Source organism: Ruminococcus sp. J1101004sp1_RTP21198st1_B9_RTP21198_201120 (genome assembly GCF_040924245.1).
Lineage (GTDB): Bacteria > Bacillota > Clostridia > Lachnospirales > Lachnospiraceae > Blautia_A > Blautia_A faecis.
In genome coordinates, this window is the sequence record NZ_JBCOMI010000055.1 from 1 (window position 1) to 10931 (window position 10931).

Annotated in this window: 10 protein-coding genes and 1 pseudogene; 6 read left to right on the top strand and 5 right to left on the bottom strand. The window is 40.4% G+C overall.

The window, feature by feature from the left end; genetic code table 11:
• A partial coding sequence (locus AB5618_RS20680; RefSeq protein WP_368367032.1) for a hypothetical protein occupies positions 1 to 415 on the top strand: 415 nt, incomplete at its 5' end.
• A 99-nt stretch (positions 416 to 514) separates the two neighbouring features.
• Here AB5618_RS20680 and AB5618_RS20685 read toward each other — a convergent pair.
• Entirely contained in the window at positions 515 to 1870 is a 1356-nt protein-coding gene (locus AB5618_RS20685; protein WP_173771621.1) for an MATE family efflux transporter, read from the bottom strand.
• Between the two features lie 187 nt (positions 1871 to 2057).
• Between AB5618_RS20685 and AB5618_RS20690 the strand changes: the two genes are divergently transcribed.
• Positions 2058 to 3380 carry an MATE family efflux transporter gene (locus tag AB5618_RS20690; protein WP_173769932.1) on the top strand — a complete coding sequence of 441 codons (1323 nt, stop codon included), beginning with the start codon at positions 2058 to 2060 and terminating at the stop codon, positions 3378 to 3380.
• 59 nt (positions 3381 to 3439) lie between these two features.
• Here AB5618_RS20690 and AB5618_RS20695 read toward each other — a convergent pair whose 3' ends face one another.
• Positions 3440 to 3598 carry a hypothetical protein gene (locus AB5618_RS20695; protein WP_173769933.1) on the bottom strand — a complete coding sequence of 53 codons (159 nt, stop codon included), beginning with the start codon at positions 3596 to 3598 and terminating at the stop codon, positions 3440 to 3442.
• 191 nt (positions 3599 to 3789) lie between these two features.
• Here AB5618_RS20695 and AB5618_RS20700 point away from each other — a divergent pair, with 191 nt between their 5' ends.
• A complete protein-coding gene (locus AB5618_RS20700; RefSeq protein WP_148463731.1) occupies positions 3790 to 4953 on the top strand; it encodes a PucR family transcriptional regulator in 1164 nt (387 codons plus the stop codon).
• A 362-nt stretch (positions 4954 to 5315) separates the two neighbouring features.
• On the opposite strand, the gene AB5618_RS20705 is transcribed toward AB5618_RS20700, so the two are convergent.
• Positions 5316 to 7076, bottom strand: coding sequence for a diguanylate cyclase (locus AB5618_RS20705; RefSeq protein WP_148463732.1), 1761 nt, complete (start codon positions 7074 to 7076; stop codon positions 5316 to 5318).
• A 207-nt stretch (positions 7077 to 7283) separates the two neighbouring features.
• On the opposite strand from AB5618_RS20705, the gene AB5618_RS20710 reads away from it, so the two are divergent.
• On the top strand, positions 7284 to 7910 hold the full coding sequence (locus tag AB5618_RS20710) for a lactate utilization protein (RefSeq protein ID WP_148463733.1): 627 nt from the start codon (positions 7284 to 7286) through the stop codon (positions 7908 to 7910).
• Here the strand turns inward: AB5618_RS20710 and AB5618_RS20715 are convergent.
• Positions 7907 to 7990, bottom strand: a pseudogene (locus AB5618_RS20715) (DUF6783 domain-containing protein); the annotation flags it as partial. The gene AB5618_RS20710 and the pseudogene AB5618_RS20715 sit on opposite strands and share 4 nt — an antisense overlap.
• Before the next feature lie 303 nt (positions 7991 to 8293).
• Here AB5618_RS20715 and AB5618_RS20720 point away from each other — a divergent pair.
• Complete coding sequence (locus AB5618_RS20720; protein WP_148463734.1) at positions 8294 to 8605, top strand: hypothetical protein; 312 nt, start codon at positions 8294 to 8296, stop codon at positions 8603 to 8605.
• Between the two features lie 45 nt (positions 8606 to 8650).
• Here the strand turns inward: AB5618_RS20720 and AB5618_RS20725 are convergent, their stop codons facing one another.
• A complete protein-coding gene (locus tag AB5618_RS20725; protein ID WP_148463735.1) occupies positions 8651 to 9223 on the bottom strand; it encodes a hypothetical protein in 573 nt (190 codons plus the stop codon).
• A gap of 324 nt (positions 9224 to 9547) precedes the next feature.
• Between AB5618_RS20725 and AB5618_RS20730 the strand changes: the two genes are divergently transcribed.
• A complete protein-coding gene (locus AB5618_RS20730; RefSeq protein WP_148463736.1) occupies positions 9548 to 10279 on the top strand; it encodes a histidine phosphatase family protein in 732 nt (243 codons plus the stop codon).
• Positions 10280 to 10931 lie beyond the last annotated feature (652 nt).

The following is a 10931-nucleotide window of genomic DNA, read 5'->3' on the forward strand; positions in this document are numbered from 1 at the left end:
CCACTGCTTTTTATTAAAGTGTAAAGAAAAACTGCGCCATAGCCTTGGCAGGCCATCGCGCAGCGATTTTGTTCAACGAGAGGTTATTGCAGTTGTAGAATCCTGCCGTGAGATTGATAACAGTGATGATAAAGACAAAAATAAAAAGAATTCAAGATCAGTAAAATATCGGACCAAATTGGCATTTGAGGTTGATGGAAAAGCTTATGAAGGAGAAGAAACTTATAATCAGAAAGTATACGTTGGTGATAAAGTTAAGGTCGAGGTTTATCGGACTTCAAAAGGAATTTATAAACTCCGCCCATATAACAATCTGGTAAATTTTGTGTTTTATTGTGTGGCAATTCCATTAGGCTTTATCATTGCAATAGCCTCTGTTTACAGTATAGGGCTGATCGTCAAAAAAAAAGAATAAGATCATAGGATTCAGAAATGCTCCCTACTGGGCAGGAATGTGAAAGAACAAAAACCTGTCATTCAGAAGGGAGCATTTTATAATTGTGAATAAGTAGGATCAATCAAAATCTCTGGTAATGTTTGTAAGCCATTTTCTTCTGAAATAGTGAATAAATACCACAGGCATTTTTTCAAGTTCATCCAAAGACATTACAAAGTATACCCAGATAGGCGGCAGTTTAAAAACATATGCGGCAAGAAATGTGAGAGGAACTGCTACAAGCCACATAAATATGGAATCAACGATCATTCCAAATCTGGAATCACCACCACCTCTGAAGCAGCCGCATATAAGACAGGTATTAATACCTTCTCCAACAAGACGCCAGGTCGTCATAATGATAAAAACGCCAAGATAATAAATGGCCGTTTCTGTCAGCTTATCCCGATAAAAATCCAGTATCAGGGGGCGAATCGCCAGAATAACGGCACATCCGATCAGGCTTACAATAATGGTTATTCTGAGCATCCGTTTCCCATATTCTCTGGCTGTATCAATGTGATTTTTCCCCAGCTCCTGACTGATAATAATGGTAGTAGCGTTGGCAAAACCCCGACAGGCGATAGCACCAATGTTTACCACCATAACAGCGACGGCATTTGCAGCAACCATATCATTACCAATATGCCCAAGAATTGCTGCGAATGCGGAACTGGCAAAGCTCCAGACGAGGTCATTTATTACGGCTGGAGTTGCAATTTTCATAAAATCCTGGAACAGGATCCCCGATTTCGCAAAGAAGTATTTTATTCGGAATCTCACATTTGATTTGTTCAAGGAGTAGATGAGACAAATCAATACCTCTGCGATTCTGGCAATCACAGTACCAAGAGCAACACCGGTAACGCCAAGCTTTGGAAGTCCAAATAAGCCAAAGATGAAGGTGGCATTACAAAGTACATTGACACAAAGGGAGACAATGTATGTAACAGAAGGCAGCATTATCTTTCCGATACTTCGAAGGGCACTCATAAAAACCTGAGAGAATCCCATAAACATAAGTGAAAATGAAAGTACCCTCAAATACTCACTTCCAGCAGCAATTGTATCAGGATTGTCTGTAAAAATCTTCATAACCGTAGTTGGCATGGAAAAGGAGATAAGGAAAAATATCAGAGAGATAATTAAGGTGCATCGCTCTGCTAAGCCGAGAATCTTTTCTACAGTCTTTTTATCACCTTTTCCCCAGTACTGGGCACATAAAACGGATGTACCTGTGGCCATACCATAATATAGACAAAAAAGAATAAAAGTATATTGGTTAGCAAGCGATGAAGCCGACATGGCAGTCTGGCTTACATATCCAAGCATTACAGTATCAGCAATATTTACCAATGTTGAAATCAAATTTTGAATCATAATTGGAAATGCCAATGTCGATGCATATTTTAAGAAATCTTTTTTATTTAGCATGTTACAGTTTTCCTTAGTTCTTACAATTTATAATATAACAATCAATGAAACAGAGAAAGTGACAAATTATAGTTTAACATATCCGATTAGAATATGCTATATAAAATGTTAAAATAGGACATTGTGAAATTACTTTTTTTAAGCTAAAATGTGAGTGTGCAAAACTTTTGGTTGGGAGTGTGAGGATATGACAAAAGATCTGACTACTGGGAAAATCATGCCCATTCTTGTTAATTTTACAGTGCCTCTTGTTTTGGGAAATTTGTTTCAGCTGACCTATAATGCAGTTGACAGCATCATTGTAGGGCATTTTGTAGGAAAGGAGGCCCTGGCTGCTGTGGGAATCTGTAATCCGGTCAGCACGTTGATGATATTATTTCTGAACGGATTGTGTATGGGAGCCAGTATCCTGATGGGGATTCAGTATGGAGCAAAAGATTATGAGACCTTGCACAGACAGATCAGTACAACTCTGTTGTCTGGTGCGGTCTTTTCGTTTTTTCTCACATTGGTTTGTGTAATATTTGCGGTACCTATTCTGCTGTTATTGCAGGTAGATCCGTCTATTATGGATATGACAGTGCAATATTTGCGGATTATTTTTCTGGGATTAATGTTTACATTTTTATATAACTTTTTTTCAAGCACCCTAAGGGCATTGGGAGACAGTGCATCCCCCTTGTACTTTCTGATCATCAGTGCAATTCTGAACATTTTCGGAGACCTGTTTTTCGTTATCGTATTAAAGGCTGGAAGTAATGGATGTGCAATTTCCACAGTACTCAGTGAGGCGCTCTGCTGTCTGTTTTGTATTATCTATATACAGAAAAAAGTACCGATTCTTCGGCTTGGGAAGAAGTGGCTGGTATTTGATGCCGGGCTTTTGAAGAAAACCATTGCTTACGGGTGGGCATCAGCCATGCAGCAGGCAACTGTACAGATGGGAAAAATCGCAATACAGGCACTGGTTAATACAATGGGAGTATCGGTAGCAGCAGCCTTTGCAGTGGTTAATCGCATTGATGATTTTGCCATCACACCGGAACAGAATATTGCCCATGCGATGACTGCATTAATGGCTCAGAATAAAGGAGCTGGAAAAAATGACCGTATGAGGGAAGGCTTCCGATGTGGAATGATACTGGAGCTTGTTTATGGAGCAGCAGTTATGCTGATCTGTCTGGGATTTGCCAGACCATTGATGTCATTATTTGTAAAAGATGAGGAAGTTATCGGACATGGAGTGGTTTATCTTCACCTGATTGCAGTAATGTATATTCTTCCCGCTGTTACAAATGCGCTTCAGGGATTTTTCCGTGGAATCGGAGATCTGAAGGTGACCTTAATGAGCAGCTTTACCAATATGACAGTCCGTGTCATTGCAGCGGCACCGATGGTTTTGTTATGGAATTTTGGTATTGAGGCACTGCCATATTCCTATCTGGCAGGATGGATTGCCATGCTGCTTGTAGAGACACCTTTGATGCTTCGTATTTACCGAAAAAAGTAAAAGTAAAAGAAAGGACATCCTGAAAACCAGGATGTCCTTTTTATGAAAAGGAGCGCATATTATTTGCGAAAGAGACGTTTGACAAAAGCCAGAAGATTAAAATGCCGAGTCTTCGCATAGTCATTTATAAAATTGTCACAATACATATAACGTTCTGCTATGATCCATTCTGGAACGGGAAGTGCATCCAGGGAACTTGTATATTCTGCGAATTTCATATTCACGCCTCCTTTAATTTGTTTTTTTAAGTTACTTATATTCTAGCACAAAATAAAGGAAAAACCATGGGGGCGGATTCTAAAAATTAAAGGGAAAATATGTGCTGTCAGCACAAAAAAATATGATATAATGGAGGTGGAAAATTTGAACACTTTACAGCACGGGTTTGGGAAACAAAAAGGGAGGTTTTATGAGTTTTACAATACAGGATATGATGCTGACAGCAGAAACCAGATATGAAATGAAGTTTCTGGCCGGAAAAAATGGATGGTCCAATTCGATCAGCTGGGTACATCTTCTTGAGGATACAACGATCATACAGAATTTCTGGGGAAAGGAGCTTGCAGTGACAACCGGGCTTGGCTTTCCGGAAAAAGAAGACTGGATGCATCTGGCACAGCAGCTGAACCGGTATCATGCATCAGGGCTTGTGATCAATGTGGGACAGTACATTTATGAGGTGCCGGAAGAATTGAAAGCATATTGTGATGAAAATGACCTTCCGCTGCTGACTGTGCCTTGGGAAGTGCATTTATCAGATATGATAAAAGACTTCAGTATTCATGTATTTTTGCAGGATACTACAGATGAGCAGATCGCATCCGCCCTGATTGCAGCTATTGAGACTCCGGATAATCAGGATGCATACAGAAAAGATTTATTACAGTATTTTGATGTAGATGGAAGCTTTCAGGTGCTGCTGATGACTTGTGAGGGGCTGGACTCCATGGACACAGTGGAGCGAAAAAAGCTGTCTTATCGAATACAGGTGTATTTGGAGGATATCACTCACAATGGAAGCTTTTTTTATTACAACTCTGATTTTGTGCTGGTAGCGAATGCGCTTTCGGAAGAGTATTTGTGTCGTCTTGTAGAGGGTGCCATAAAAAGAGGAAAAAGACGTATGCCCGGACTGCAATTGTGCGTGGGAATCGGGAGCAGATGTATGGATATTTCCCGGCTTTCGGTAAGTTATCAGAGGGCTAAGGCAGCAGCACACATAGCGATGACACAAAAGAAGCAGGTGGTAAAGTTTGATGACTGCGGGCTGTTCCGTCTGCTTTATATGGTGGAAGATAAAGAAATACTGAAGGAAATGGAAACAGAATGTCTGGCAGCACTGGAAGAATATGACAGAAGATATCATGCAGATTATGTGGAAACTCTTCAGTCATATCTGAAGCATAATGGAAGTATTCAGGCTGTGGCAGCAGAATTGTATACGCATCGCAATACGGTGCTGTACCGTATCGGAAATATCAGGAAAATTCTGGGAAATGAGTTGAAAACACCGGAAGAAAGACTGCCCTATCAGATTGCATTTTACATCAGAAATATGCATGGGCAGATATAAGTATTGCGCAGTAATGTTTTTCTTGTGCATAGTGTAGCGCAGTCGTATAATAGAAGCAATTTTTTTACATAAGTAAGATTGTAAAAAAGCAATCAAGGCAGGAAGGAATGGACATATTGCAAAACCAATCAATGTTGATGTAATTCTGGAAAATCTGGACCGGATTTTGGGAAGATAAAGCGGATAAAATGAAGGGGAAATACGTGTGAAAAGCACATAAAATAATGCAGGTCTTGTTCAGACCTGCATTATTTTATGCAACAGGGCGGAGTGTAAATTACTTTGTGTAAACCTCTCAGATTGATGATGAAATCGTAGGTTTATAGAATGCAAAAATTCCTACCAGACAGTATTTTTTTCTATTATCTGGAAAATTTATCACCGTAATGAATATGCATGTCCTTCCAGTCCATAAACAATACATAAAATACTTTTCCGTATTGCTGGCTTTCTACGATTCTTCCATGGTCAAGCACAGAGAGGTAAGAGCCGTCAGCTTTTCGAAGATGAAAATGAATATAGTCATTTTCATTACCACTGTCAATCTGTTCCCAGATGCTTGCTTCTATCTGTTTCTGCTCATCCTCCCGAATCAGGTTATGAAAGCTTTTGTTTGTAAGTCGAAAGAGTTCGCCCATATCTTTATATCCGGTCATATGAAGAAACTCCTGGTTGGCATAGAACAGCTCATCATCTTCTTTGTCTGCTCTGTATATGATAAATGCACCAGGAAGATGCTCCGAGACATCCTTAAGCGCAAATCCCAGCTGTTTGCGGACTCCTGACTGAAGGCCTTTTCTGTAAGCCATACATCCGTTTTTTCCGTGAAGCTTTATTTCATAAAGGGCTGCATCTGCACAGCGCATAAGCTGTGAATGGTTGGAGGCAAATGCCGGATATTCCGCATATCCAAGAGAAATAGAAAAGTGATGTTCTGTTCCCTTGTACGAGAAGGTCTTAGGCAGTCTGGTGAATTGATTCAGCTGTGCATCTGCCTCTTCCAAGGTACAATCAGGCAGAAGAATACAGAACTCGTCACCACCGTTTCTTCCAAGCAGTACATCTGGTGGAAAAAACGCTTTCATGCTGTCTGCCAGACTCTTTAAAGCCCTGTCTCCGTAAGCATGCCCATAGACATCATTAATAAACTTAAAGTCATCGATATCAAAAAGTGCAGCCACAAAATGTGTCTTCGGATTTTGGGCGATGATTTTTTCTGCTGCTTCATCAAATCCATAGCGGTTGTAAATATCGGTAAGGGAATCCGTGTGTGCCAGTATCTGAAATCTGTTTTTATTTTCTTTGGACACCAGCCATACCCGGGTAAGAACTGTCAGAAGCAGGATTACGGCAAGAAAAAAAACGGTGACTACAGCTATAAGTGTATTATTTCGCCATCCGCTTTGGGGGGTTATTTCAAATCTCCAGTTCTCTGCGCCTATTTTAAAATCATAAGAGACCGGCTGGGTTAACGAACCATCTGACTGATAAACAACCTTATAAGTGTCGCTCCAGGGAGAAGCCGTCTTTGAAATTCTATATTCATATCCAAAATTTGAAAGAGCATAAATCGAGTCTGAGAAAATATCAGGAACACGCAGGATAACAATGGTAAATCCCCAGAAATACTCTTGTTTGTTTGTATCCGTCAGATAAACCGGATTGCGTACAGCAATTCCATAGTCTCCCTGTTTCAATTCGAAGGGGCCTTGTGTAATGATTGTGTGATTGTCTCTTGCGTAACAGGAAATCTCTCCACGGTCTTTATCATGAATTAGATCAATTTTACCTGCCTCATTTCCCTCAGCCGGATAAATATCTGTCACAACACCATCCGGAGCAAGTTGTACGCTTTCAATAGAAGCAGACATAAGATTTTCAGCAATCGTGTCAAACTGATTAATCTCTCCGTTTTCACTGATCAGGATCTGCTTTAGAGCATCCGTAATCTCAATTCCACTCGCAATCTCATTTTTTATACGTTCCCCATAGGTTGTTGCGTTTAATTGTGCTGTTATGTGTCTCTCTTTCTTCTCGTGGGTGTCTGTTTTGTATACAATGAAACCAACAAGGCATATGCCCAGTAAAAAAATGATAAGAGGCACAAGTGTTTTTTTCTTCACCAGGTTTACCTCGTTTTATCCATTGGAATTTCTATAATAAGGCATTATATCACAGAAGTTTAAAATTAAAATAAATTTTCTGAAAAAAATGACAATATATTTTTTTACTACGCTCTGGCGAAATATAAAATAAGTCAAGTCGAAAGTTGATAAAGAATGAAATTTGGCTTATAATTTATACTAAAACAATGTCAGGAGGAGCAAGCAATGGATATTAATATGCAAAAAAGAAATGAAGTACTGGCTCAAAATGTGATCAAAGGTCTGGAATCCCGCAATATGTCAGGCTATTACGCCGCAGACAGAGAAGCTGCTGTAAAGCAGGCACTGGAACTGATCCCGGAGGGCAGCAGTATTGCCATGGGTGGCTGCACAAGTGCTCATGAGATCGGACTGATCAAGGCGTTGGAGGATGGAAATTATAATTATATTAATCGCGCGAAATTGGCACCAAGAGAAAGCCTGATGGCAGCGTATGATGCGGATGTATTTCTTTCCAGCGCAAATGCCATTACCAGTGATGGTGTTATGGTAAACATTGATGGAAATTCCAATCGGGTTTCCTGTATTGCCCAGGGACCGAAGAAGGTGGTTTTCATTGTGGGAATGAATAAGGTCTGTTCAGATCTTGACGCAGCTATGAAGCGGGCAAGAAATGTGGCAGCTCCGGCGAATGCACAGAGGTTTGAGGTGAAGACACCTTGCAAAACCGCAGGAAAATGCTTTGACTGTAAATCTCCAGATACGATTTGCTGTCAGTTTCTGATTACAAGATATTCCAGGCATAAAGATAGAATACATGTTATTCTTGTAAACGATATCCTTGGGCTTTAAACGGTGCGCTTTATTATAATAGGGCATAGCTTAGAGTGTGCTTGAAAAATCATTTCCGCAGTCTGCACACCCCACTTTGCAGAATGTCCTTTTCAAACACGCTCCAAAAGAGCGAGTCAATGAACGGCCAGGAAAGGCGTAAATACACGCCTTTTCGGCCACTTTTGTCGAATTATAGGGAAAGTTGTCGGACGATTTTTGTTGCAAAATCCTGATATAAAACGTAGAATAATGACGGTAAGTGTGAGAAAAATGGATTTTTTATCACTGCTTAAATTGTAACCCTAAAATAGCTTGGAATCACAGAAGAACAGCTTGTGTGATTCGGGAAAACGTTACCAATGAACCGTGATCTATAAGTACATATCAGGAGGAAATCAATAATGAAAATGACAACAAAAATGATTATGCTTCAGAACATTGAGAAAATGGTGATGGAGCAGCAGCGGGTGGATGAAAATGATTCCTACATCAGACAGGACAATGAGGATCTGAAGTATCTGGAGGAACGATATGACCAGCTGCAATTATCCCACACTGTAAAGCGTGTGATCGATGATTACATCGCCTGCCTGCAGACCCGGGACGAGAGATATTCAGATCTTGCTTATGCAGCTGGGATAAGGGATACTATAAGCTTACTGCAGGGGATGGGAATGCTGAATGGAACTGCTGCAATAAGTGGAAATATGTAAAATTGGAATCGTGAAACACGCTCTGGCAAATAGAAAGCTTTTTTTTCAAGCGTTTGTTAGCATTTTATCCAGACATTCTACAATCAGTCTGACATTCTTCAGCGCACCTAAAGTGTCGCCTTTTTGCTCCAGGGAGTGGTTGCAGCCCTCGAAAATCCCGCCGGTTTTATCGGGGAAGTTTCTTGCAGCAGCGCGTATCTTGGACTCCGGCATGTATGGATCAGCGGTTCCGGCGAAGAAGAGCCCGTTGATATCGGAGAGATAACGGAGGGTAGAAGGAATTGGAGTCATAAGAAATTGATGGACTTTTCCCTTCAGCTGCAGGGCTGTTTCAAGCTGGCAGGCAATTGTGGTGCCGATGCTTTTGGAAATAAAAATTATATCATCGTATTCAGAAAAAGGAACGTTTTCCAACTGGGGAAGCGTTCTTTTTATTGCCAGTTTTATGATAGGTTCCAGTTCTGCTGGAGTGCGGCCGTGGAAGGTATGAATGTCCTGACCATAGTCAAGGCGGATGATTTCATAACCACGCTCAGCAGCCATGGAAGCAGTATAATAGAGAAGGGGCTTGGTGCAGGTATAACCGACACCTGGGAAAATGATGGCAAGTTTTTTCATGTGGGTACCTCGCTTGAAATCGTAAATTGAGTTATATTGAGGAATAAAATGTAATCTGAAAGTGGTTATTGCGTCCACTTAGCTCTTGTATTTATTAAAGTATGATCCGATCAGCGTCTGTTTGAATTCATATAAGCTATGAGCGTCAAAAGACCCTTTGATATAGCATCATTATATACTTCTTTCACAAAAATTGTAAAGAAATGACGGTAAGAAATATGGTGAATTATCTGTGAAGATATGCTAAAATCGTTACTGTTCAATGAAATAAGAAATAGCTTGAAATTATTAGTGATTCAAAAGCAAATTACGAGGAGTGACATTATGAAATTATTGATTGTACGCCATGGTGACCCGGATTATGATATAGATTCCCTTACAGAAAAAGGCTGGAAAGAGGTGGAGTATCTTTCACAGAAGCTTTCCAAATTAGATGTAAAAGCTTTCTATGTATCCCCCCTTGGAAGAGCGAAGGATACTGCGGCTCCGACCTTGAAAAAGATGGGAAGAACAGCTACAGAGTGTGAATGGCTGAAGGAATTTCCCTGTCAGATCTGGCGCCCGGATGTGAAAGATAAGAAGATTATTGTATGGGACTGGCTGCCACAGGACTGGATGGCAGACGAGCGCTTTTTCCAGTATGACCACTGGTTTGAGAATGAGGCTATGCAGGAAGGTCATGTGAAAGAAGAGTATGACCGTGTGATCGGGGAGTTCGACAAGCTTCTCGCGAAGCATGGATATGAGAGGAAAGGTCACTATTATAAAGTAAATGAAGAGAATAATGACACGATTATTTTCTTCTGTCATTTTGGATTGGAGTGTGTACTTCTCAGCCATCTGCTGAATATCTCTCCGATGGTACTTTGGCATGGCTGCGTGGCTGCCCCATCCTCTGTGACAACTTTGACCACAGAAGAACGCCGTCAGGGAATAGCAGCTTTCCGCATGAGCTCTTTCGGTGATATTTCCCACCTTTATGCCAATAACGAACCACCGGCATTCGCTGCAAGATTTTGCGAGGCGTATGGAAATGAGGAACAGAGACACGACTGACATTGTGCATTGAGAAGCGTGTTGTTGTGAAAGGCGTGAACAGTAATCTTCAAAGTATTAACGGATGGTAAGAGTTATGTTCTGACTTTCAGAAGATAATGAAACGTTATGTTCTGAAAACAGGACACAATGGGAAGAATAGGGATGGAATTTTGATGCCAGTTACGAATTAGTTATTTTCATTTTAGAAATTTTAGAAAAAAATTATAATTTGGACAAATACCTTTCACAATTATGAGGTATGATATATACATCTTAAGAGAAAGACCTCTTAAGAAAAACTCTTTCCTTTCCCTAAAAATGTATAAATAAACCACCGTCTGTTGGCAAGAACGCTGACTGGGCGGTGGTTTTACGTTGTGGGAAAATGTGCGAAAGGTGAACTTAAGCATGAGGAAAATCCTGGCTGGACAAGTCTGGAAATATTGTCTATAGTAAATAGGAAATATATACGAGAAGGTTCGGGAATAGGCTCGTGCTTCATGTATGTTTGAATGCCGTATTGGTTTTACTACTGAGTGCGGTGAAGAATTAGACAGTGATATCACTGATTGGCAATGTTCATTTTTATAGACAATGGAGCTTCCTGTATAATAAAAAACGTAGATGTTGAAAATTGAAAATACCTCAGAGTACAATAAGACTACTGACT

Excerpts from the sequence above, each read along its gene's own strand:
- AB5618_RS20685 (WP_173771621.1), bottom strand. The coding sequence starts at position 1,870 with ATGCTAAATAAAAAAGATTTCTTAAAATATGCATCGACATTGGCATTT.
- AB5618_RS20725 (WP_148463735.1), bottom strand. The coding sequence starts at position 9,223 with ATGAAAAAACTTGCCATCATTTTCCCAGGTGTCGGTTATACCTGCACC.
- AB5618_RS20700 (WP_148463731.1), top strand. The coding sequence starts at position 3,790 with ATGAGTTTTACAATACAGGATATGATGCTGACAGCAGAAACCAGATAT.
- AB5618_RS20695 (WP_173769933.1), bottom strand. The coding sequence starts at position 3,598 with ATGAAATTCGCAGAATATACAAGTTCCCTGGATGCACTTCCCGTTCCA.
- AB5618_RS20690 (WP_173769932.1), top strand. The coding sequence starts at position 2,058 with ATGACAAAAGATCTGACTACTGGGAAAATCATGCCCATTCTTGTTAAT.
- AB5618_RS20720 (WP_148463734.1), top strand. The coding sequence starts at position 8,294 with ATGAAAATGACAACAAAAATGATTATGCTTCAGAACATTGAGAAAATG.
- AB5618_RS20710 (WP_148463733.1), top strand. The coding sequence starts at position 7,284 with ATGGATATTAATATGCAAAAAAGAAATGAAGTACTGGCTCAAAATGTG.
- AB5618_RS20730 (WP_148463736.1), top strand. The coding sequence starts at position 9,548 with ATGAAATTATTGATTGTACGCCATGGTGACCCGGATTATGATATAGAT.